Annotated in this window: 18 protein-coding genes; 13 read left to right on the top strand and 5 right to left on the bottom strand. The window is 36.5% G+C overall.

All coding sequences use genetic code 11. The features are described from left to right. Nucleotides 1–40 precede the first annotated feature (40 nt). The 3 genes from HX005_RS11330 to HX005_RS11340 form a co-directional block, all read right to left on the bottom strand. Entirely contained in the window at nt 41–727 is a 687-nt protein-coding gene (locus tag HX005_RS11330) for a response regulator (RefSeq protein WP_107007978.1), read from the bottom strand. Between the two features lie 223 nt (nt 728–950). Beyond that, a complete protein-coding gene (gene coq7, locus HX005_RS11335) occupies nt 951–1,586 on the bottom strand; it encodes a 2-polyprenyl-3-methyl-6-methoxy-1,4-benzoquinone monooxygenase (RefSeq protein WP_286377446.1) in 636 nt (211 codons plus the stop codon). A gap of 1 nt (nt 1,587) precedes the next feature. Beyond that, a complete protein-coding gene (locus HX005_RS11340; RefSeq protein ID WP_286377447.1) occupies nt 1,588–2,907 on the bottom strand; it encodes an MFS transporter in 1,320 nt (439 codons plus the stop codon). Between the two features lie 181 nt (nt 2,908–3,088). On the opposite strand from HX005_RS11340, the gene HX005_RS11345 reads away from it, so the two are divergent. The 9 genes from HX005_RS11345 to HX005_RS11385 all read left to right on the top strand — a co-directional run bounded on the left by HX005_RS11345 (nt 3,089) and on the right by HX005_RS11385 (nt 16,910). Then, entirely contained in the window at nt 3,089–5,815 is a 2,727-nt protein-coding gene (locus HX005_RS11345; protein WP_286377448.1) for an autotransporter assembly complex protein TamA, read from the top strand. A 29-nt stretch (nt 5,816–5,844) separates the two neighbouring features. Next, nucleotides 5,845–10,383 (top strand): translocation/assembly module TamB domain-containing protein, encoded by a 4,539-nt coding sequence (locus HX005_RS11350; protein ID WP_286377449.1) that lies wholly within the window; start codon nt 5,845–5,847, stop codon nt 10,381–10,383. A 213-nt stretch (nt 10,384–10,596) separates the two neighbouring features. Continuing rightward, a complete protein-coding gene (locus HX005_RS11355) occupies nt 10,597–10,971 on the top strand; it encodes a hypothetical protein (protein WP_286377450.1) in 375 nt (124 codons plus the stop codon). Between the two features lie 185 nt (nt 10,972–11,156). Further along, a complete protein-coding gene (locus tag HX005_RS11360) occupies nt 11,157–11,996 on the top strand; it encodes a tetratricopeptide repeat protein (RefSeq protein WP_286377451.1) in 840 nt (279 codons plus the stop codon). A gap of 168 nt (nt 11,997–12,164) precedes the next feature. Beyond that, nucleotides 12,165–12,434 carry a hypothetical protein gene (locus HX005_RS11365; RefSeq protein WP_286377452.1) on the top strand — a complete coding sequence of 90 codons (270 nt, stop codon included), beginning with the start codon at nt 12,165–12,167 and terminating at the stop codon, nt 12,432–12,434. Between the two features lie 388 nt (nt 12,435–12,822). Further along, nucleotides 12,823–15,462: a bifunctional aconitate hydratase 2/2-methylisocitrate dehydratase gene (locus HX005_RS11370; RefSeq protein ID WP_286377453.1), complete on the top strand. Its 2,640-nt coding sequence runs from the start codon at nt 12,823–12,825 to the stop codon at nt 15,460–15,462. Nucleotides 15,463–15,585: 123 nt separating this feature from the next. Beyond that, a complete protein-coding gene (locus HX005_RS11375; protein WP_286377454.1) occupies nt 15,586–16,176 on the top strand; it encodes a hypothetical protein in 591 nt (196 codons plus the stop codon). Beyond that, complete coding sequence (locus HX005_RS11380) at nt 16,177–16,677, top strand: hypothetical protein (RefSeq protein WP_286377455.1); 501 nt, start codon at nt 16,177–16,179, stop codon at nt 16,675–16,677. A 17-nt stretch (nt 16,678–16,694) separates the two neighbouring features. After that, the gene (locus tag HX005_RS11385; RefSeq protein WP_286377456.1) at nt 16,695–16,910 is read left to right on the top strand and encodes a hypothetical protein; all 216 of its coding nucleotides are present in this window, start codon (nt 16,695–16,697) and stop codon (nt 16,908–16,910) included. Nucleotides 16,911–17,021: 111 nt separating this feature from the next. On the opposite strand, the gene HX005_RS11390 is transcribed toward HX005_RS11385, so the two are convergent. Next, nucleotides 17,022–17,507, bottom strand: a complete 486-nt coding sequence (locus HX005_RS11390) for an Lrp/AsnC family transcriptional regulator (RefSeq protein ID WP_107007967.1) — start codon at nt 17,505–17,507, stop codon at nt 17,022–17,024. A 403-nt stretch (nt 17,508–17,910) separates the two neighbouring features. Between HX005_RS11390 and HX005_RS11395 the strand changes: the two genes are divergently transcribed. Beyond that, on the top strand, nt 17,911–18,918 hold the full coding sequence (locus tag HX005_RS11395; RefSeq protein ID WP_286377457.1) for a sensor domain-containing diguanylate cyclase: 1,008 nt from the start codon (nt 17,911–17,913) through the stop codon (nt 18,916–18,918). A gap of 43 nt (nt 18,919–18,961) precedes the next feature. On the opposite strand, the gene HX005_RS11400 is transcribed toward HX005_RS11395, so the two are convergent. Further along, nucleotides 18,962–19,876 carry a LysR family transcriptional regulator gene (locus tag HX005_RS11400; protein ID WP_286377458.1) on the bottom strand — a complete coding sequence of 305 codons (915 nt, stop codon included), beginning with the start codon at nt 19,874–19,876 and terminating at the stop codon, nt 18,962–18,964. 103 nt (nt 19,877–19,979) lie between these two features. Between HX005_RS11400 and aptA the strand changes: the two genes are divergently transcribed. From aptA to HX005_RS11415, 3 genes are all read left to right on the top strand, one after another. Next, nucleotides 19,980–21,350 (top strand): omega-aminotransferase AptA, encoded by a 1,371-nt coding sequence (gene aptA, locus HX005_RS11405; protein ID WP_502872733.1) that lies wholly within the window; start codon nt 19,980–19,982, stop codon nt 21,348–21,350. Nucleotides 21,351–21,405: 55 nt separating this feature from the next. After that, the gene (locus tag HX005_RS11410) at nt 21,406–21,714 is read left to right on the top strand and encodes a hypothetical protein (RefSeq protein WP_286377459.1); all 309 of its coding nucleotides are present in this window, start codon (nt 21,406–21,408) and stop codon (nt 21,712–21,714) included. A gap of 102 nt (nt 21,715–21,816) precedes the next feature. Further along, nucleotides 21,817–23,208 carry an amino acid permease gene (locus HX005_RS11415; protein ID WP_107007962.1) on the top strand — a complete coding sequence of 464 codons (1,392 nt, stop codon included), beginning with the start codon at nt 21,817–21,819 and terminating at the stop codon, nt 23,206–23,208. The last annotated feature ends 238 nt before the right edge of the window (nt 23,209–23,446 follow it).

A 23,446-nucleotide genomic window follows, 5' to 3' on the forward strand; every position in this document is an offset into this window, starting at 1 on the left:
CTAGAAAAGATCAGGAACAGCCATGAGAAAACACCTGAGTTCAATCTAAGATCCCCATATGACGTGCTGCATCTACAGCCATAATTCGTGTTGAAACAGCAAGTTTTCTATAAATATGTTTAATATGTGACTCAATGGTATAGCGTGAAAGTGACAATAAATCAGCGATTTCTTTATTGCTTAGACCTTGAGAAACTAAAATTAAAATTTCTTGTTCACGTTTTGATAATACTTCAGTTTTTTCTTTATTGCTTGGATGATTAGACTGTGTTGCTAAGGTATCAATTTGCAATTTTTTTAAAATTTTTTGGGCAATAAATGGGTCAATTGGCGCACCGCCACGTAACACACTACGAATAGATAACATGACTTCTAAATTATCCCGTTCTTTGAGGACATAACCTGTTGCTCCTGCACTAATGGCATTTAAAATGACATCCTCAGTACTCCATGCAGAAACCACCAAAACCAAAATACTCGGATCATATTTTTTTAGGGTTTTAATAAAGTCGATTCCATTTCCATCAGGCAAACCTAAATCTACCAATGCAAAAGAAGCAGAATGCTTTTCTAAAAGTGAATTGGCTTGTGCTAAGTCTGTAGCAAATAATAAATTTTCTTTATGGTATCCCATATCTAGTAGGATTTCTTTCAAACGAATTTGTATGAGTGGTTCATCCTCCACAATAATTACAGGAACAGGTAAACTTAACTCATTATTAACCATAAAATTTCTCTAATAATTTGTTTTATATAATGTGCCTGTATTCTAGGCTTATAGATATCCCTGATATTAGGTATTTTTCTAAGTTTTTTATGTATTTTTGTATGAAATGCTTAAAATAAAAGCAGTTGAAAAACACATCTGATCACTTTTGGTGCAAAATTTTTTTTGAATAAAAAAAGAGCCTAGGATTAGACTCTATTTATAAGAAAATAAATCTTAAAAACTAAATGAAGTAACTGGTTTTAGTCATTAACTTTGAAATAGCCGTCATCGTAATTTTGACAGGGATCGGGAGGTTGACACCACCTGCATCTAAAGCAGTATCACGATGATGCAGTTCATCTTCATTCATTTGCACCAAAATTTTACGCGAGCGTTCATCTTGAGGTGGCAATTGACTGATATGATGTTGTAAATGCAAACTCACTTGACGTTCAGTTTCAGCGACAAATCCTAAGCTATATTTGTCGCCTGCGATTCCTGCTAATGCACCCATACCAAAAGATAAGCCATACCAAACAGGGTTCAGCAAACTTGTATGACTATCTAACTCTTTTAAACGGTCTTCACACCAAGCTAAATGGTCTTGTTCTTCAAGTGCAGCAGCTTGCATTTCACGACGTACATTAGGAAGTTTTGCAGTCAATGCTTGCCCATGATAGAGCGCTTGAGCACACACTTCACCGCTATGATTAACGCGCATTAAACCCGCAACATGACGCGCTTCGCTTACTGCCAATTTAGTTTCGGTATTGACTGAAGGATTCTCACGTTGTGCAGAGGTTGTTCCTGGCACTAAGCTTCTTAGGGCTTGATCAAAAGAATGAATAAATTTGTCGATACCCGTGTAATGACGCATGTCAATCCTCCAAAGTAATTTGGGTTGTTGCAAGTAATGGTTTTAAGCGTATGAGTAACCAAATACAAAATAAACCACTTAAAATCGCAGTGATACTGAAGAGTATTTTAATATCAAGTTTGAGTACACTTAAAATAATTATAGAGAATATTGCAGATGAAACCATGAAAATTGCATTAAAAATATTATTGGCAGCAACAACACGTGCACGATGGGATTTAGGTGCATATGCTTGCATCATGGCATATAAAGGCACAATATAAAAACCACCACAAACCCCCAATAATGTTACAGCACACATCACATGATAATATGCCCAACCTGCTTGGAAGACTTGGGCAATTCCCATTAAATCACCTGTATGTGTTGGAATAAAAGCTAAACTTGCTGCAAAATAAAATGCAAATAAAGTCAAACCGATTGCACCAATGGGCACCATTTTAATATTCACTTCACTGCCACCAAACTTACGGCACAACAATGAGCCAATACCAATACCAACAGAAAAAAAAGTTAATAATAAGCTAGAAACATTTTCATTGGCATGTAAGTTCTGCAAAGTCACTTGTGGAATCTGAGTTAAATAGGTAGCACCATAAAACCAATACCAAGAATTTCCTAATAAAACTAAAAAAATTAAAGGTAAGCTTTTTGCATATTTAATAGTTTGAAAACTGGTGCGAAAAAAATTCCAATCAATTTTTAAGTCATTATTTAGAGTAGGTTGTTTTAATATAAAACGACTGGCAATAAAACCAAGTACAGCAATAATAATGACAGTTAAACTAATCCAAAGTAAATTGCCTGCTGAAACTGAAATAACAGCGCCACCAATAATCGTTCCTAATAAAATAGCAATTGAGGTACCTGATTGAAATAAAGCATTACCTGACATTAATTCATTGGGTTTTAAAATTTCAGGCAAAATAGCGTATTTAATAGGACCAAAAAATGTACTATGAGTACCCATTAAAAAGAGGGCAAATAATAAAACCCATAAATTGCCCATTAAAAAACCTGCGGTTGCCAGCAGCATAATGAAAATTTCAAGAATTTTAATTGCACGAACTAAAAAGGAACGCTCATATTTATCGGCAATTTGTCCTGCTGTCGCAGAAAAAATAAAATACGGTAAAATAAATAACAATGCCGCAAGATTATTTAAAGTGCTGATGGAGGTGCCATTTAAATGAATCCAACCATAGGTAATGACAAGTAGTAATGAGCCTTTGAAAACATTATCATTTAATGCACCAAAAAACTGGGTGAGGAACATGGGCAAAAAACGTCGAGTTCCTAAGATATGTTCATTTTTTTCCATTCAGTAAGCCATTCATTTAAGTTATATTAAGAAATGTGAGCATTTGGTAACTATATCGCAAAATCATGTATGATATTTTTAACGTCCAAGATAATGTGAAAAGCCAAGTGTTTTCAGTTGGTTTTGGGAACTTTCATTACTCTTATTTTCCATTTATATATTATGGTGTTTAGAGCTTGCTATGCTAGCAAAAATCAAATTTAAAAAATCTATGCTTGCACATTGTATGTATGGCATTTTTAACACAAATGATCTAAATAAACTGTTGTGTGCGAGTATTTTTTTGAGTGTTTGTGCGGCACAAAGTTCCCATGCCTTAGAGACCAAAAATGTGGAGTCGCGCTCACAAACGTTGGCTGGAAATACGCAAAAACAGCTTGAAAATGCAGCCGAACAGCAAGGTCTAGGCAAAGAAAAAATTGACCAAATTGATGAACGAATCAAGGAAGTCAATCAGGATAAAGTCGCTGTAGATAGTGTAGAAATGCTGCAACAGCAAGAGCAAAATCCTGCAACTTTAAACGACTTTAAGCCGATCGAATTTGAACAATTAGAAGAACTACCTGAAAATAATGTTGATAGTGCTTTAGTGAATGAAATTTTTAAGGTTGCAGAAGAAGCCAAAGTCGAAGCACAAAACTTTCGAAGTGGTGTGGCTCAAGCACCTGAAATTACGGTAAATGATGCAACACAACAAGAAATTTCTGAAATTACCACAGCACCTACAGATGTGAAGGACGTCAATGAGCTAATTCGCTCTATTCGTGCAGACAATAAAATTGTGGTTGAAGCCAACGAGTCTGGTCGGACTTTGTCTGACATGAGCGTTGAAGATCAAGAGCCGAAGAAAGAAGCCAATATTTTTAAGCGTATTCTTTATAGTATTCGTCCAGCAAAATTTGATACTGCAAAAGTAGAGCGTATCAGTGCGGAGGTTGAAGGTGCGCCAACGATATTAGCCAATAATATCAAAGCAAAACTTTCGAGTTTTACAACGGAAGCATTTTCTGATTTTAATGCGGCAGTTCCTCAGCTTAGAACATTATCAAATCAAGCAGCACAAGCTGTTGGTTATTATAATGCGAAGTTTAAATTTCAAGAAATGAGTGAAAATAAAGTTAAAGTTATTGTAGAAGCCAATGATCCTGTTTTAATCGAAGAACAAAATATAGAATTCTCTGGTGCAGGGAAAAATTTAGCTCAATTACAAGTCATTCGAGTTTTACCTGAACAAGATGTTGGCGACATTTTAAATCATGGTGCTTATGAAGCGACAAAAACACGTATTGTTGATGCTGCAACGAATAATGGTTTCTTTGACAGCTATTGGCGATTACACGATGTAAAAGTGAAACAACCGCAGAATAAAGCAGATATTAACTTACGTTATGAAACGGGAGAGCGATATAAACTCGGTGAAGTTGAGTTTAGAATGAGTGACCCAACGAAACCTCTCCCGATTGATTTGAAAGTGTTGCAGTCGATGGCGCCATGGAAAGCGGGCGCCGACTATACCGCTTGGCGTGTAAACTCATTAGCAAATAACCTAACCAATTCACGTTATTTTAATTACACTTTGGTTGATGCTGTTAAACCAGATCCTATTGAAAAACCTTTAGAGTTACCTCCTGATTTACAAGCTTTAGTCGACCAAGAAAAAATTTCAGAGGCAGCATTTGCCGACCAAACTGAGAGTAAAAAAATACACCATTCAGCGACAGAAGTGACGCAAAATGTTGTGGATGAAAATCAGTTCGCAGGGGCAAATAGTGCTGAGATGAACCCTAATGCACGTATGATACAAGAACAACAAGAAGTAAAACAATCGGAAACTGAGCTATTACAAGAAAAGGCACGTGAGGAAAAAATCATTCCTGTTATTGTGACTCTAAATGCGGATCGTTTGAATAGTTTAGAAGCTGGTATTGGTTATGGAACAGATACAGGGGTACGTTTACGTGGGCAGTATCGCCGTGCCATTGTTAATCATTTAGGTCATTCTTTTGATGCCAATATGGAGCTATCACAGATACGCCAATCATTTGATGGTCGTTATAATATTCCTTATAAACATCCACTCAATGATTATATTAGTTTAGTGGGTGGATATGAGCGTGAAGAGCGAGACAGTATTGGTAATGACATGAGTCTTGTGATTGAGTCTGCTGTTGCAGGGGCAGACCGTATTATTAAAGGCTCACGTAAAGACTGGCAGCATGTATTTGGTGTGCGTTATCGTTTAGATCGTGTGACTCAATCGGGTTTAGTTGATCTTGAAAATATTCCAGATGCTTTTTTGATTCCTGGTGCAAACCAAGAACAAGAATCTTTATTATTAGGTTATGAAACTTCAAAAACCACCAGTGATAATCGTTTAAATCCAACACAAGGTTTTAAACAATCTTATAAAGTCCAAGTGGGCAGTAGTAGTTTATTAACAGATACAGACATGGCAATTGTCAATGCGACATGGAAAGGCTTGTATTCATTAGGTGAAAATAACGATCATCAATTTGTTGCAGGTTTAGAAACGGGTTATATTTTTGCTAAAGATTTTGCCAAAGTACCTTATAACTTACGCTTCTTTGCAGGTGGTGATCAAAGTTTGCGTGGCTTTGATTATAAAAGCTTATCTCCAGAAGAATATGGCTATAAAGTAGGCGGTCAGGCACTGGCAATAGGCTCTTTAGAGTATAATTATCAGTTTAAAGAAGGTTGGCGTGCTGCGGTTTTTAGTGATGTTGGTAATGCTTTTAATGATAAATTTTCGAATGATCCTGAATATAGTGTTGGGGTTGGTATTCGTTGGAAATCACCGATTGGTCCAATACGTCTAGATGTTGCTTCTGGGATTTCTGATCCAGATAAGCCTATACGCTTACATTTCTTTATTGGTTCACAACTTTAATGACATAATAATTTAAATTTGGGATGGTTATGGCTGAAGATAAGCAGCAAGATATTCAAAATAATGATCAACAGCCTCAGCAAAAAACTGGGCATGAACCTCCAAAGCGGCATATATTACGCAATATTCTGCTGTCTATCGGTTTGGTCATTGTTTTACTGATAGCTGCTTTAGTGGTGATGTTTTCGACAGATAAAGGTAGTAAATTTTTATTAGATCGTGTCGCAGCAAGTCAAAAAATTATCCATTATGATTATGAGGGTGGAAATTTATTACAAGGCATTATTTTAAAAAATATTCTTGTGACACTCGCAGCAGTTGATGTAAAAATTGATCGTGCTGATATCTCTTTAGGTTGGCGTGCAATTTTAGATAAAGAAATTCATCTGGGGCATGCAGATGTTCGTAATCTTAGAATCATTAGTAAATCTCCGCCAAGTGATGAACCTTTTAAGTTTAATGAAATAAAACTGCCTTTTGTATTACGTTTAGACAAAGCAGATGTAGACCATTTACAAATACAGACAGCAACGAGCAAAATTGATTTTAATGATGTTCATTTAGAAGAAGCTTTGTGGTCTGGTACTGCACTTAAGTTTAAAAATTCCCGTGTTGATATGGGATATTTGCTGGTAAAAAATGCAGAAGGTGCGATGGATTTTCAAGGGAAATATCCATTAAAAGCCAAAGCAGTGGTAAGTTTACCAGCCTTAAAAAGCTTAAATGTGCAAGATGTTTATATTCATGCTAGAGGCAGTTTAGATACCATTCAAGCAGGGGTTGCCACCCATACACCAGACTTGTTGACAGGTTGGGCGGTATTACACCCTATGCGCCCACATGTACCTATGCAAGGTGCATTAAATTTAAAAAATTACCATTTGCCTATTTTACCTGAACAAAAACTTTTAGCTAAACAGGGCATTGCAAAATTTAAAGGTGATATTCAAGGTTTAGATTTAGAGTTAGATACAAATCTAAGCGGTGCAAATATTCCACAAGGTCAATATAGTGCTTTGGCACATACTGATTTAATGACGCAATTAAATATTCAAAATTTTAATGGTCAGGTGATGGGCGGTGCAGTAAATGTCGCAGGTTTAGTGAGTTGGAAAGACCATGTCCAATGGGATGTTAAGGGGCGTTTAGATCGTATTAATCCTAAAGATAAGTTGATACCACAAGCGATTCAAGACTTTTTACCTCCAAGTTTAAATGCCAATATTGCTTCTAAAGGTGCATTACAAAAAGGAATGCATTTAACTGCAAATGTAGATTTTGATAAATATGAAGCATGGAATCTGAAGCTTGATCAAGCTGAGCAGAAAAAGAAAACACCTGAACCCATGCTGATGGACGTGCAGTGGAAAAATATTGATCGTGCAGTGCCTTATATTGGTTGGCTGAGCAGTGAGAGTGGGCAAGTTAAACTGGCACTGGTTGAAGGGCAACAAAACGTTCATGTGGCAACTGTGGTACGCCAGCATGAAAAAGGATCGCTTCCTGCAGGTCAATACAATGCACAATTAGATTTAAAAGGTCATAATTTACATGTGCCTACATTTAGCTATATTGCTGCTAAAGGTCGTTTAACAGGACAAGCCGTTGTAGAGTTACCAAGTGAAAAGCGCCAGTTAAAATGGAATGCTTCTTTAAATGCGACAGATTTTAATCCACAAGCAGTGCTTGCAACTGCACCTGTAAACTTGTTGAATGGTCAAATTAAAGCCAATGGTTATGCAAAACCAAATCAACAGATTATTCATTTAACAGGGATTGATTTGACGGGCAGAATGGCAGATCAAGCCAAAGCCGAAACGATTCAACTCAAAGGGACAAGTACTGCTGCAATCATTTTAAAGGATGAAAAAGCAGGTGGTGGCTTTAAAGGTTTTGCAGTCAATTACGATGGAACTTTGAATGCTTCACAATTTAAACAAGGCAGTGGTTTACTCAAAGTTCGTGTTTCAGGCACACCTGAGCTGATCAAAATTGCTGACTTACAACATGATGGTATTGCTGGAAAAATTTCTGCAAATGGTTTGCTTCATATCAGTAACGGTATCGGTTGGGATGTAAACGCTTCTTTAGTGCGCTTTAAACCACAATATTTTGTTTCTGCTGTACGTGGTGAAGTTTCAGGTAATGTGAAGACACAAGGCACTTGGTCTGATCGTTTGAAACGCATCAATATTCAAAATTTGAATTTGGCAGGTATTATTAATAATAAACCTTTACGCGGCAAAGGAAACTTAGCTGTAGTCTTAAATTCAAATGAAAAAGGCTTTATGCCACAACAGTTTGAAGCAAATAACCTATTTTTGTCTTATGCACAGAACCAAGTTCAAGCGACAGGAAATGCACAAAATTTACGTTTAAAAGTGAATGCTCCTGCACTTTATGAGCTGTATCCAGGGTTACGAGGTACAGCTTATGGCTATTTAAACTTACAAGCGCAACCACGTTTAAGTGCAACAGCAAACTTAAAAATTGATAATTTTGGTTTTAATAATAGCCTAAGTGTTGAAAAAATTAGTTTAATTGGTGAATTGCCAACATCTGAAAGTACACCATCTAAAATGGTGGCACGTATGGACAATTTACGTAGTGGTAATCGTCAAATTCAATATGCAGGAGTCACCTTAACAGGTACGCGCAAAGCACATTTATTGCAGTTACAAGGCTGGAACTATTATTCAAAATTTTATGTGCAGTTAGCAGGTGGCTTTAATGCACAAAATGATTGGTTAGGACAAATTCAAAAAGGTGAATTTGACTCTGTACGCGCACATCTTTTACAAGATCAAGCTGCACCTGTTATTTTTACTGCTGCAAAGTCTGAGGTCTATGTTGGACAGCATTGTTGGTCAAGTAAGCAAAGCAAACTATGTTTTGATCAGCCTGTACGTGTAAGCCCAACAAAAGGTAATGTGTCATTTCTTACACAAAATTTAAATTTAACTGATTTTGCTGCTTTTATGCCAGAAGGTTTAGCATTAACAGGTGAATTAAATGGTTATGCTAAAGCGGCTTGGGCACAAGGAGCACGACCAAAAATTGATGCTAAATTAATTACACGCAAAGGTAATATTGGAATTTCAGCAGAAAACCCAGATGATCCTGCAACATCCATGAACTATGATGAAGCAAGTGTCATTGTAAAAAGTGTTGCTCAAGGTGTATTAGCACGAGTAGATTTAAAAGCGCCTAATGTCGGTACGGGTTATGCAAGTGTAGTGATTGACCCATATTCAGAAGCGAAGGCAATGAAAGGTGAGGTTGCCTTTAATAAAGTGCAATTAAAAATCCTTAAACCATTTATTGCAGATGTACGCAAGATTGATGGTACTTTGTCTTTGGCTGGAAATATTGGCGGTACATTATCACAACCTACTTTTGATGGTGCATTACGTGTAGTCAATGGTGAGCTCAGCATGATTTCACTACCAATTAACCTTAAAAACATACAGTTTTATTCAAATATTCAACAAAACCAAGCCAGTATTGATGGCGCATTTAACAGTGGTCGTGGTGTAGGGAAACTAACAGGAAATATTGATTGGAAAAATGAACCACGTATCCAGTTGGTGCTTAAAGGTGACAAATTATTAGTACGTCAAGCGCCATTAATTACTGCTGTAGTGGATACTGATATTAGCTTAGATGCTTTGCCATTAAGTAAACGTGTGACGGTCAAAGGTAAAGTTGATGTTCCAAATGCTTTAATTTCAATGCCAGAGTCAAGTGCTACAGTTGTCAACGTTTCTTCTGATGTGCGTATCGTACGTGAAGGTGATAACCAACTGGCAATTTTGAAGGCTGCAAAACCTTGGGATATTCGTGCTGATATTGATGTCAGTTTGGGTAATAAAGTGATTTTCCAAGGCTTTAATAGTCGTATTCCATTGGTTGGGCGAGTGTATTTATCGCAGCGTGGTCTAGAAACAGCAATGCGTGCTAATGGTGCGATTGGTGTGAGTCAAAAAGTAACGATAGAAGCTTATGGGCAAAGACTGGATTTAAATCGAGCGATTGCACGTTTTAATGGTGCTTTGGCAAATCCAACATTAGACGTAGATACCAATAAGATCATCTCAGGAAGTACAGTGGGTTTACGTGTTACAGGCACGGCAAGCAGCCCAAATATCCAAGTTTATAATGATGCAGGATTGTCTGAACAAGAGGCAATGAATGCTCTAATTACAGGACGTATTAATGAAGGAAATAGTGGTTTGAGTAATGAGGCGGGCTTTAAGTCTGATATCAACAATACCATTGCAGCAGCAGGTATTAGTTTAGGCTTAGGCGGTACTCGCGCATTTACCAATCAAATTGGTCAAACTTTTGGTTTAAGTGGTTTAGCTTTAGATGCTCAAGGCACAGGTGATGATACACAAGTGAGTTTAACGGGTTATATTACGCCAGACTTATATATTCGTTATGGTGTAGGGGTATTTACACCTGTCAATAAACTGACATTACGTTATCAAATGAATAAACGTTTGTATTTAGAAGCAAGTCAATCTTTAGAAAAAGCAATTGACTTGTTCTATCATTGGCGTTTCTAACAAATAATATGTGGGTAAAAAAGGCTTTATACAGCGCGTTATAAAGCCTTTTTTTTTAGAAAAATATTGTTATACGAGGTGAAGCATACCTAGATTTTACTTTGCTAAAAACAGGCGAATTTAAAAAAATATTGACTCAATGCAATGAAAATAACAAGAAAAACTCCAAATTGAAGTGAATTTCAGTATGATAAGGCGCGATAGGAGATATTTATGAAAAAGTCAGTTATCTTTGCTGTACTCGGTACAGTATTGGTCTTATCAGGTTGTGCAGAAAAGAAACCTGCAACTCCAGAAGAAATTTGGCAAGGCTATTGCACAAGTATTGGTAATGCTGCCCGTTCGATTACATTAGATCGTCAAAATGGGATTACGAAGAAAGAAGCAGTTGAGTATGCAAATAAAGTTACAGATCCAACAACTAAAGGTTTTGTACTTGAGTATTTGGAAAAAATTTATGCTGTGTCTGATGCTGAATTAAAAGCAGATAAAGATGCAATACAAACAAAGTTTAAAGAACAAGCATATGAACAATGTTTAAAAACACCGCATGACCCGAAAAAAATGCCTGATTATAAACCGTTCTAAAAGAACGGTTTTTTTATGTAGCCAAAACTTGAACTGATCGCTACTATTTTTAATAATATTCTAACTATCTTTATATTATTTAACATAAATTTTTAAAAATTTAGAAAATTAAGGCAATGATGCAATTTACTCAAATTAAGCAATGTTTTCATGTACTCAGTTTTTCATTATTACTGGGATTTTCTATGTCCAGTTATGCAGATTCAAAAGCTGTTTCAAAATCTACGCAACAACTGATCAAGAAAGCGGATCAAGGTGATCTTGCAGCAATTCATCAACTGATCGTAATCTATGGCAAAGGTGAAATCGTTGCCAAAGATGAAAATAAAGCACTGTACTATGCCAAACAAGGGGCAGCTTTAGGTGATACACAGTCAAAATATATGACGGGTATGATCTTATTGCATCGTACAGATGTCTCGAAACCAGACATTGCAGAAGCAACAAAACTTTTAACTGAAGTTGCCGAATCAGGACATGCACAGACCCAAGCGACCTTAGGAAGTTACTATTTAACAGGGGAGCGTTTACCTAAAAATATTGAACTGGGCATCAAGTGGACAGAGGCTGCTGCCAAACAAAATCATGGTCTTGCACTCAATAATCTGGGTTGGATGTATTACAAAGGTACAGGAGTAAAGCAAGACAATCAGAAAGCAGTAGAATATTTAGAAAAAGGCATAAAACAAAATAATGCTTTGGCTTATGCTAACTTGGCAACACTGTATAGCCGTGGTGATGGTGTAAAACAAAATGATAAAAAAGCAGTCGAGTTATTGGAAAAAGCGGCTGAACTTGGCGAGGCAACAGCAAAAGTAAATTTGGCTTTGGCGTATTACAACGCTATCGGCACGAAAAAAGATCAGGATAAAGCATATCGTTTGATACAAGAAGCTGCTGAAGCAGGTGTACCGCAAGCCATTGCAATGTTGCAAGAGGCACAAACAGATTCAGAAGGTTGTCGTGAAGTTAAAAGTAGAGTCGATGGCAAGGTGTATACTGCGATTGAATGTCCATTATTCTAAATCAGTATTTCAAGATCACACAGCATTATCACTGAATTGGCTTATATCACAAATGTGAACAGAGCTTGTCATAAGTTGTTATAAAATATGATTAGCATAAAAAGTGAAAAGCATATATAAAATATAGAAATAGAAAATTAAAAATAGCCATAGCCAAGGAGTAAGAAAATGGAAGTTATTGCGTATCTACACAATGCAGACTTGCTCTTAGAGGATGCACAAGGTGTTGCTGTGATTGGTGGAAGTCATTATGTACTGAGTTTAGGTGATCAAGTTTTTTTTCATGAAATGATTGATGAACAGGCTAAAATTTATCAAGTTAAAATTTCATTTGCTTGTGCTGAACATGTGATGTTGCATGAAGATGAAGTGCAAATAAAGTTCGAAGGTGGTCATGATGCTTATCAGCAGTATATAAAGCGTACAACAGTCCACTAAGGTTGAATATTTTTGTAGAAAAAAATCAGGCAACTTATTTGTTGCCTTTTTTATGGTTAAAATCAAAGAGAAATTTACAGAACATAATATCTTGATATTTTTCTTTATTTAATTCTCATAATAGGAGAATTTCTTTGCTATTTAAGTTTTTTTGTTGAATAGTGAGCGAAGCTATACGACGTAAAATGAAAAGCGTTAGCTAAAAAGTTGCTGTTAAATGATCAAAGTTGATGAGTATTTATTTACAAAATAATGGTCATCACGAATAAACACGATCTTTGCATTAACTTTTAACGCGATTTTTAGTAAAATTTGACAGTCCATATTGCTTGTGTAGCTTTTATAAGCAGGAATTCACAGGTAAATTTTTAAAAAGAGGAATAACACCGTGCTAGAAGCTTACCGCCAACACGTTGCAGAACGTGCCGCACTCGGAGTCCCACCGAAGCCACTTGACGATGCTCAAACTGCTGAACTAGTTGAATTATTAAAAAATCCACCAGCTGGCGAAGAAGCATTCTTAGTTGATTTGCTTGAAAACCGTGTTCCAGCGGGTGTTGACCAAGCTGCATACGTTAAAGCTGCATTTTTGACGGCTGTGGCTAAAGGTGAAGCGACATCGAAATTAGTTTCTAAAGAACGTGCGGTTTACTTACTAGGTACTATGCTTGGTGGTTATAACGTTGCGCCTTTAGTTGAATTACTTGATGATGCTGCGCTTTCTGGTCTAGCTGCTGATGCATTGAAGAAAACGCTTCTTGTATTTGATGCTTTCCATGACGTTGCAGAAAAAGCAAAAGCGGGTAATGCAAATGCACAAGCTGTTATGCAGTCTTGGGCTGATGCTGAATGGTTCACATCTCGTAAAGATGTTCCAGAAGAAATTAAACTTACAGTTTTCAAAGTAACTGGCGAAACAAACACAGACGACTTGTCACCTGCACAAGACGCTTGGAGCCGTCCAGATATTCCATTACATGCAAATGCAATGTTGAAAAACGTACGTGATGGCATCAACCCAGAAGTTCCTGGTGAAGTTGGTCCATTAAACCAAATCAAAGACCTCATCGCAAAAGGCAACCAAGTTGCTTACGTGGGTGACGTTGTTGGTACTGGTTCATCTCGTAAATCTGCAACTAACTCTGTACTTTGGTTCTTTGGTGACGAGATCGCTCACATCCCGAACAAAAAAGACGGTGGTTACTGCTTAGGTTCTAAAATCGCTCCGATTTTCTTCAACACCATGGAAGATGCTGGTGCGCTTCCAGTTGAAATCGATGTTCAAAACATGAACATGGGTGACGAAATCGTTCTTAAAATTGACCATGCTGCTGCAAAAGTAACAGCGTTCAAAGACGGCGCGCAAATCGCTGAATCTGAACTTAAAACTCCAGTTCTTCTAGACGAAGTTCGTGCTGGTGGTCGTATCAACCTGATCGTTGGTCGTGGTTTGACCACTAAAGCGCGTGAAGCTTTAGGTCTTCCTGCTTCTACTTTATTCCGTGCGCCAGTTCAACCTGCTGCTACGGGTAAAGGCTTCACTCAAGCTCAGAAAATGGTTGGTCGCGCTTGTGGTCTTCCTGAAGGTCAAGGTGTACTTCCAGGTACTTACTGTGAACCTAAGATGACGACTGTTGGTTCGCAAGATACAACTGGTCCGATGACTCGTGACGAATTGAAAGACTTAGCTTGCCTAGGTTTCTCTGCTGACCTCGTTATGCAATCTTTCTGTCATACAGCTGCGTATCCAAAACCAGTTGACGTTCAAATGCAACACTCGCTTCCTGATTTCATCATGAACCGTGGTGGTGTATCACTACGTCCAGGTGACGGTATTATTCACTCTTGGTTAAACCGTATGCTTCTTCCAGATACAGTAGGTACTGGTGGTGACTCACATACTCGTTTCCCAATCGGTATTTCATTCCCAGCAGGTTCTGGTCTTGTAGCGTTCGCTGCTGCGACTGGTGTTATGCCACTTGATATGCCTGAATCTGTACTTGTTAAGTTCAAAGGTAAAATGCAACCTGGTATCACTCTACGTGACCTTGTACATGCGATTCCTTACGTTGCGATCCAAGAAGGTGACTTAACTGTAGAGAAGAAAGGTAAGAAAAACATCTTCTCTGGTCGTATCTTAGAGATCGACTTAACAGAAATGGAAACTGACCTGACTGTTGAGCAAGCATTCGAACTTTCTGATGCTTCTGCTGAACGTTCTGCTGCGGGTTGTTCTATCACGCTTTCTGAAGAGAAAGTTGCTGAATACCTGAAATCAAACATCACTATGCTTAAGTGGATGATTTCTGAAGGTTATGGCGATGCGCGTACTATGGCTCGTCGTGTTGAGAACATGGAAAAATGGTTGGCTAACCCATCACTTCTTAAAGCTGATGCTGATGCTGAATATACGAAAGTATATGAAATCGACCTTGCGACAATCACTGAACCAGTTCTTTGCTGTCCAAACGATCCAGATGATGCGAAATTGTTATCTGACGTTCAAGGCGTGAAAATTGACGAAGTATTCGTTGGTTCTTGTATGACAAACATCGGTCACTTCCGTGCGGCTGGTAAATTGTTAGAGAAAGTACCTGGTGGTTCTTTATCTACTCGTCTTTGGTTAGCTCCTCCAACTCGTATGGACGAGCGTCAATTGATGGAAGAAGGTTTCTATAACACTTATGGTAAAGCTGGCGCGCGTACTGAAATGCCAGGTTGTTCATTGTGTATGGGTAACCAAGCACGTGTAGCACCGAACACAACTTGTGTATCGACTTCTACTCGTAACTTCCCGAACCGTTTAGGTCAAGGTGCAAACGTTTACTTAGCGTCTGCTGAACTTGCTTCTGTTGCTGCTGTATTGGGTAAATTACCTTCTCCAGAAGAATACCAACAGTATGCAGCTCAAATTGACAGCATGTCTGCTGACATCTATCAATACTTAAGCTTCGACAAGATGGAATCTTATACAGATGCATCTAAAGAAGTAGATACGAAGAAAATTGCTGCTGCTCAATTGTCTTAATGAGCTAGGATAAAGAAAAGCCGAAAGGCTTTTCCCTAGCGCAAGAGCAAATCTATGATTTGCTGAGCAAAAGTAGTTTAAAATAAGGGCTGATTATTCAGCCCTTATTTTTGGTTTATAAAAATGAAAACTGTTCCAAATTTACAAGATTATAAAATTGATTTGATAAATATATTTAGCAATACAATGTATGTAGAAATATTAGCTGAAAAATTAAAACAGTTATTTATCGAGATTTTAAAACGCCATCCTTATATACTATTACCTGAATTTAAAATAGTTCCAACGAAAAGTTTACAACATTCAGTTTGGTACCAAGAGCCAAATGCAATTACTGAAACTTTAAATATTCACCAAGAAAAATGTGATCTTTATTTATGGCGATGTGTAGACCAAAAGTGGTATTTGGATGATTTATATAGTGATGTGAGTGAAGTTGCAGAGCAAATTTTAAAGAGTATTCCAGCATTTCATTCAACCCCTGAAAATCCAAAAGAAGTAAAAACCTTGCTTGAAAACGGTCTAATGAATTTTAAACCTGAAACTTTTCCAAAATTTTCTGAAAAAATCCTTGGTGATTTAAATGAAGTATTAACATGGGATGATCGCTTTATATTAGTAGGGACTCATGTAGAAAACTTAAAAATTTACAGTTATAAAGAATGGGATGATTTAATTCGACGTGAAAATTTTTATCAAGAAAATGGTGAATAAATGGCTTTAGTGCATGATTTTGTTGTCTTGAATAAAGAAGAATATACTTATAGTGACTATATGAATGTAATCAAAAAAGTCTCTTATGATGTTTCAATTCATGATGATCTGATTTTATATTATATGGATTATTTAAAATGGATTCCTTCATATAATCCATCTTTAAAAGTTAGACATACAGGCTTAAACTATTACGATATAACAGTTATTGATATTGAAGGGGCTACACAGGCATATAACTTATTTTTAAGTATTGTAGGTATTTTAAAACTTTCACCAGATATTTTAAAATTGAATGGTAGTTATTCGTACCAGTTGGCTGATGATGAAGACCCTTTTAGTGAAAGTAATGTTTATCGTATAGTTCGAGGTAGTTTAAAGCAAGATAAACTGATCTATCAACGAGATAAAATTGTTGAGCAATTTGAAAAATTGGCGAATTGCTTTAAAAGAGTTATAGATTCAAATGGTCAATTGTATGTTTTCCACATGGGAATTTAGAAAGTAGGTTTAATACGATGCCCAAACAATCCCGATTTCTCTGCATCGGTGGCTTCCTCAACGGAACCCAAGTTAAAGACCAAGGCGACAGCTTTATTTGTGTTGAAAATGGTAAAAACGTGACTTATTGCAAAAAAGAAATCTTTAACCAAGATGCATGGGATCATGACTATTATGTTTGTGAAACCACGACAGATAAAGAAGCACGAAATTGGGTCTATGACATAGACTGAAACTTATTTTTAAAAAGACAAATATTTCAAAGCCCCATTTTTACTTTTTAGGGGCTTTTTCTTCAGATATATCACACAAAAATATGAATATTTTTACAAAAACATTAAAAATTATTCGATCATCAACAAATCTGCACTATTGGCGAGTTTCAAAGGTCTTAATGCAAAAATAGAACGAGTATGACGAATCCCTTTCATCGAATATAAATTTTTCCGTAAAAAACGTTCATAATGTTCGGCATTTTTTACAGCAACTTTCACCAAATAATCATAATCACCTGTGACCAAATGTGCTTCTACAACTTCAGGCATATTTGCAAGGGTATGACTAAACTCATCTAAAATTTCATCATCATGCCGTTCAAGCGTGATTTCAATAAAGAATAATTCATTAATTCCCAAAGCTTTCGGGTTAATATTTGCTGTATAACCATCAATAATATTGGCATTTTCTAAACGTTTTAAACGTGTCCAGCAGGGAGAAGTTGAAAGATTTACCTTTTCAGCCAGCTCAGTCACACTCAAACGACCATCTTTGCGGAGTTCAGCTAAAATTTTTCTGTCTATGCGGTCAAGTTGATAATGGGTATCAGTCATTGTGAGCCTAGCGAAAATTGGGTGAATAAAAGCTTATCGCATTTTTAGAAGAATAAAATGAAAAATACGATATTTCAGCGTTTAATTGCTATAAAAGTAAACGTCTTATTTGGGCTTGAATTAATGATCATAAAAAGATTTAGACAATAAAAAGCCCCATTTTTCAGGGGCTAGTCGTATATAAAATCTAAGTTATATACTGTATGAGGCTCATCTCAAACTAAGTGTATTAAAACATAGAATGACAGAATATAAAAGTTTAAAAATAAATGTATTTGTTGTTAAATTGAACAAAAACATCTGAATAATTTGAACCAATTCAAAGAAGTGCTATGAAACAAGCTATACAAAAAATTAATTTATTCCTAGAATAAAATTACCCCTAAATGTTTATTTATAGACTATGTCAAAACCTAAGCAACCGACACAAAAACAATTATTGGCTGTCATTCAAACTCAAACAGCAATTGCAAAATTAGGACTAGATCTTAATGCTGTCATGACACTTGTGGCTGAACAAGCACAGTTAATTACACATGCGAAAGGTGCCGTTGTTGAATTGGCTGAAGATGGTGAGATGGTTTATCGTGCAGTGTCAGGTGGTGCAGCGCATCTTTTAGGCTTACGTTTGGGGCAACAAAACAGTTTGTCAGGTTTATGTGTTGAGCAAAATAAAATTTTATATTGTGAAGACAGTGAAGTCGATGCACGTGTTGACCAGATGGCATGTCGTAAAGTTGGACTACGTTCAATGGCAGTTGTACCCTTGATTCATTGTGGTGATGCTGTTGGTGTTTTAAAAATTTATTCGGAAAAAATAGCAGCCTTTAAAGAAGGCGATTTGCAATTATTAACTTTAATGTCTGAGTTGATTGCTGCTGCAATGTATCACGCGACTAAGTTTGGCGCACAAGCATTGTATAAACTTGCAACACAAGATCAATTAACTGGACTTGCCAATCGAGCTTTATTTTTAGATTGTTTGCGTCAAGGGCTACTCACTGCCAAACAAAATAATAAAAAATTAGGGATTTTAATGATTGATATGGATGGTCTAAAGGGGATTAATGACTTACATGGACATCGTTTGGGAGATGTTGCTTTAAAAGAAATCGCGCAACGTATTAAGCAGTCTTTACGTCATGATGATTTAGTGGCACGTTTAGGTGGAGATGAGTTTGCTGTGATTTTAGCCTCTGTTGAAAATCAGGAATTGGCAAGACAAGCAATGAATCGTATTTCTGAAACGTGTGGTTTACCTTTTGTATTTGAAAATCTTGATCTTAAAATTGGTGCAAGCCTTGGTTTGGCAATTTACCCTAAAGACGCTGAAGGTATTGATCAACTGATTGAATGTGCTGATCTGAATATGTATCACGATAAACGCAGTAGAAAACAGATTCAAGAATAAAGCAATTCAACAAAACTAAATCTGTTTGATACTGATGAAGCGTTTAATGAGCAACTTTATTTTTGAGCATGCTCATAAAGGTTTTTAAGATCATATTTTGATTTTTTCCTTTACGTGTAATCAGGCAAATTGGGGTGCTGTAATGTATTTTATTTTGTAAAATAGGTTGCATGACACGGTCTTCAACCCATTTTTTTGCATAATGGTCAGGTAAAAAGCCTAAAAATTTTCCTGTTAAAATTAAAAAGGCAATGCCTTCACGATCACTTGCTGTTGCGGAACAATCTAAAAGTTGGTGTAATTTTGCAGCTTCAGGGCTGATGGCGTAATTGGGTAAAACCGCTTTCCAATTTTTTAAGTCACTGCTATTAATTTCATGTAAATGATTAAACAGTGGATGATTTTTGCCGCAATATAAAAATGAATTTTCACTATAAAGTTCAAAATAATCCAAGCTAGATAAAGGCGTAACCAATGGAATTGCACCTGCATGTAACCGATTATCTAAGACGCGGCATTCAATATCTGAGAGGGTACACATACTAATATTAATGACAACTTCAGTATTTTCTTCAGCTAATTGCGCTAAAGTGTTGGTAATATATTCACTTTGCATCGTCACTAAGTTATTAATTAGACCAATATTAAATTCGCCTTTTAATGTGTGGTGCATTTGGTTGATTTTGGCACGAAAGTCTTCAATCGAAGCGGTAAGCACTTCAATATATTCTAAAATTTCTCGTCCTTCGTCTGTTAAAGCAAAACCTGCACGTCCACGTTGACATAAACGGACACCTAAGCGATTTTCTAAATCACTCATATGTAAGCTGATTGCTGAACGACTAATACCTAAAATACTTTCAGCAGAAGTAAAGCTATGACAATCGCATACTGTTTTAAATATTTTCAGTAATTTTAGATCAAAATCAGTCACTTGATTTAATTTTTTCGGTTTCATTTACTTTGGTTTTTTTATATCTAAACTCAAGATAATTTGAATTTATCAAAACTATGGCGCTATGTACACTCAAATGATAACCCTAAGAACAAGGAGAGTGAGGATGTTTGATCTTATAGATAATGGTGATGTGGCAGTAGAAAAAAATGAAACCACAACGCCGATGAAATTAAACTATCAAGCGCATTGGATGCCGTTTTCTGCAAACCGTAATTTTCATAAAGATCCACGCATTATTGTGGGAGCAAAAGGTGCTTATTTGACGGATAGTAATGGACGTCAGGTTTATGATTCATTATCAGGTTTATGGACGTGTGGTGCAGGGCATACTTTGCCTGAAATTCAACACGCTGTGAGTAAACAATTAGGAACATTGGACTATTCACCAGCATTTCAATTTGGGCATCCATTGGCATTCCAACTTGCAGAAAAAATTGTTCAACATATGCCAAAAAAATTACAGCATGTGTTTTTTACTGATTCTGGTTCTGAGTCTGCCGATACCGCAGTGAAGATGGCACGTGCCTATTGGCGTATTAAAGGTAAACCAAGTAAAACTAAACTCATTGGACGAGCACGTGGTTATCATGGTGTTAACGTTGCTGGAACAAGTTTAGGTGGTATTGGTGGGAACCGTAAAATGTTTGGGCAATTGATGGATGTAGACCATTTGCCACATACATTACAGCCAGATTTAAGTTTTACCAAAGGCTGTGCTGAAACAGGCGGTTTAGAGCTTGCAAATGAAATGCTGAAGCTGATTGAGTTGCATGATGCATCTAATATCGCAGCAGTAATTATTGAACCTGTTTCTGGTTCAGCAGGTTGTCTTGTTCCACCAACAGGTTATTTACAACGTCTAAGAGAAATTTGTGATCAGCATGAGATTTTATTGATTTTTGATGAGGTGATCACAGGCTTTGGGCGTATGGGAACATGGACAGCCGCAGAATATTTTGGTGTATGTCCAGATATTTTAAATTTTGCTAAACAAATTACCAATGGCGCAATTCCATTAGGTGGCGTCGTGGCGAGTCGTGAAATTTATCAAGCCTTTATGCAGCAAGATTTACCAGAACATGCGGTTGAATTTACACATGGATATACGTATTCAGCTCATCCTGTTGCTTGTGCGGCGGCTTTAGCGACACTTAATGTTCTTGAAAATCAACAATTGTTAGCTCAATCAGCAGCTTTAGCACCTACTTTTGAAACTTTATTACATGATTTAAAAGGGGCACCTCATCTTGTTGATATCCGAAATTGTGCATTGATTGGCGCATTACAATTAGCACCACGTGATGGCGATGCAACGATTCGTAGTTTTGAAATAGGCATGAAGCTTTGGAAAGCAGGTTTTTATGTTCGATTTGGCGGTGACACAATTCAGTTTGGACCGATGTTTAATAGTACTGAAACTGAATTACAACGTTTAATGAATGCTGTGGGAGATGCGTTATATCAGGTGAGTTAGTCATATGCTGAGTGAATAATATTTTTTAGAAAATAAGAAATGGATAGGAAAAATAATGAAGCGTATTGCAGGTTTTAATCTGGCTAAACCCAATAAAGACAGTGCTCAAATGAGCCTGTTTCAGGTGAAATGGCAGCGAGTCAAATCATTGAATGATGATCAGATGCTGAGTAGAACTGGAAAAATATGGGTGAGTCCGTTTATGCCAGATACACAATTTTCATTATTTTTTGATTTAGATGTTTGTGGTTTAGATGTATCTGATTTAGAAGATATTACGCCGAACACATGTCATAAAATAGTCATTCAGCAATGGTTTATTACAAATGTAGCGATTCAATTTGCAATGCCTAAGATGAGTTGAGCCTAAAAAGGGAAAATATGATATTTTCCCTTTTTCTTTTTTTTAATTGTGTTTGGAGAAATGTCGTTTAAATTTTTAGAATTCATTTTGAAGGAATCAAAGATGAACAATGAAACAACAACAAAATTAGGTGAAGGATTATCCAACCGACATATTACGATGATCAGTATCGGTGGTGTGATTGGTGCAGGTTTATTTGTTGGCTCTTCTGCAGCAATTGCTAAAGCAGGTCCAGCAGCAATACTGGCGTATATGATTACCAGTATTTTAGTTTTTTTTGTGATGCGCATGTTAGGTGAGATGGCTGTCACTCAGCCAGATACAGGTTCATTTTCAACATATGCACGTAAAGCGATTGGTCCTTGGGCAGGGTTTACCATTGGTTGGTTATATTGGTGGTTTTGGGTTTTGGTGATCCCAATTGAAGCCATTGCTGGTGCAGAAATTTTACATGCATGGTTTCCACAAATTCCAAGTGCAATTTATGCTTTTGCTTTTATTATATTGTTGAGTTTGGCAAATTTTTTTAGCACCAAAAGTTTTGGCGAGTTTGAATTTTGGTTTGCTTTAATTAAAGTCATTGCGATTGTGGTGTTTATAGGAATCGGATTAACTGCAATTTTTGGTTTTTGGCCCTTGGCTAAAGATGTCAGTGGAATTGGAAATTTAGTTTCAAATGGCGGTTTCATGCCACATGGCATGGGTGGTGTTTTATCTGCAATTTTAATTTCGGCATTTTCATTTTTTGGTATAGAGATTTTATCTATTGCGGCAGCCGAGTCTAAAAATCCAGAAGAAAAAATTAAACGTGCCACCAATTTAGTGTTATATCGTATTATTTTATTTTTTGTCGTGTCTATTTTTCTTGCGGTTGCTTTGGTTGACTGGCGTTCGCCAGATTTACAAAAATTTGGAACATTCCAATATGTATTAATGAGTCTGAATGTACCTGAAACTAAACTGATTATGGATTCGGTAGTTTTTATTGCTGTTGCAAGCTGTATGAATGCCGCAGTATATACCTCTTCTCGGATGCTCTTTGCTTTAGGAGCACGTAAAGAAGCACCAAACATGGTGATTAAGTTAAATAAAAGTGGTGTGCCTACCATTGCTGTTTTTGCGTCAACTTTCGTAGGGCTAATTTGTTGTGCTGTGAACTATATCTTTCCAGGTCAAGTGTTTGGGTTCTTACTTTCAACCACAGGTTCAATTGCATTATTGGTTTATTTGGTGATTGCATTTTCACAATTAAAATTAAGAACAAAACTTGAAAAAGAAGGCGCAGTTGTTCCATTTAAAATGTGGTTATTTCCTTGGCTCACTTGGTTTGTCATTGTGGTGATTTTAAGTGTGTTAGGATATATGTTCTTGTCACCTGCTTATAGCTATGAAACAGCTTTGTCTTTAGGGGTAACGTCTGTTGTTGTGATTTGTGGCTTGATTGTGACACGTAAGCGTAAATCTAGCCAATCTGTGGTGATGAACTTAGATTAGACCAGAACATTCAATTTTTTACAGTAGATAAAAACCATATAAAAAATGAGTATTTATCTGCTGTATTTATTTTAAACTTATGAAAATTAAAACATTATTTATTTTATTTTTGAAAATTTAAAATATTCTGTGGTTCTAAAATATGGTGTCAATCTGGAGAATGAATAAAAAGGTATAAAAATATACTTAAAAAGTTATGGAAAAATACATTTAAAAGTGAACATAATATCGCGAATGG

The sequence above is a fragment of the Acinetobacter sp. R933-2 genome, assembly GCF_030325485.1.
GTDB lineage: Bacteria > Pseudomonadota > Gammaproteobacteria > Pseudomonadales > Moraxellaceae > Acinetobacter > Acinetobacter sichuanensis.

Coding starts and splice junctions, on each gene's coding strand:
- HX005_RS11345 (WP_286377448.1), top strand. CDS start 3,089: ATGCTAGCAAAAATCAAATTTAAAAAATCTATGCTTGCACATTGTATG.
- HX005_RS11355 (WP_286377450.1), top strand. CDS start 10,597: ATGAAAAAGTCAGTTATCTTTGCTGTACTCGGTACAGTATTGGTCTTA.
- HX005_RS11390 (WP_107007967.1), bottom strand. CDS start 17,507: ATGACTGATACCCATTATCAACTTGACCGCATAGACAGAAAAATTTTA.
- HX005_RS11360 (WP_286377451.1), top strand. CDS start 11,157: ATGTCCAGTTATGCAGATTCAAAAGCTGTTTCAAAATCTACGCAACAA.
- HX005_RS11400 (WP_286377458.1), bottom strand. CDS start 19,876: ATGAAACCGAAAAAATTAAATCAAGTGACTGATTTTGATCTAAAATTA.
- aptA (WP_502872733.1), top strand. CDS start 19,980: ATGTTTGATCTTATAGATAATGGTGATGTGGCAGTAGAAAAAAATGAA.
- HX005_RS11350 (WP_286377449.1), top strand. CDS start 5,845: ATGGCTGAAGATAAGCAGCAAGATATTCAAAATAATGATCAACAGCCT.
- HX005_RS11340 (WP_286377447.1), bottom strand. CDS start 2,907: ATGGAAAAAAATGAACATATCTTAGGAACTCGACGTTTTTTGCCCATG.
- HX005_RS11385 (WP_286377456.1), top strand. CDS start 16,695: ATGCCCAAACAATCCCGATTTCTCTGCATCGGTGGCTTCCTCAACGGA.
- HX005_RS11395 (WP_286377457.1), top strand. CDS start 17,911: ATGTCAAAACCTAAGCAACCGACACAAAAACAATTATTGGCTGTCATT.
- HX005_RS11365 (WP_286377452.1), top strand. CDS start 12,165: ATGGAAGTTATTGCGTATCTACACAATGCAGACTTGCTCTTAGAGGAT.
- HX005_RS11415 (WP_107007962.1), top strand. CDS start 21,817: ATGAACAATGAAACAACAACAAAATTAGGTGAAGGATTATCCAACCGA.
- HX005_RS11410 (WP_286377459.1), top strand. CDS start 21,406: ATGAAGCGTATTGCAGGTTTTAATCTGGCTAAACCCAATAAAGACAGT.
- coq7 (WP_286377446.1), bottom strand. CDS start 1,586: ATGCGTCATTACACGGGTATCGACAAATTTATTCATTCTTTTGATCAA.
- HX005_RS11380 (WP_286377455.1), top strand. CDS start 16,177: ATGGCTTTAGTGCATGATTTTGTTGTCTTGAATAAAGAAGAATATACT.
- HX005_RS11375 (WP_286377454.1), top strand. CDS start 15,586: ATGAAAACTGTTCCAAATTTACAAGATTATAAAATTGATTTGATAAAT.
- HX005_RS11330 (WP_107007978.1), bottom strand. CDS start 727: ATGGTTAATAATGAGTTAAGTTTACCTGTTCCTGTAATTATTGTGGAG.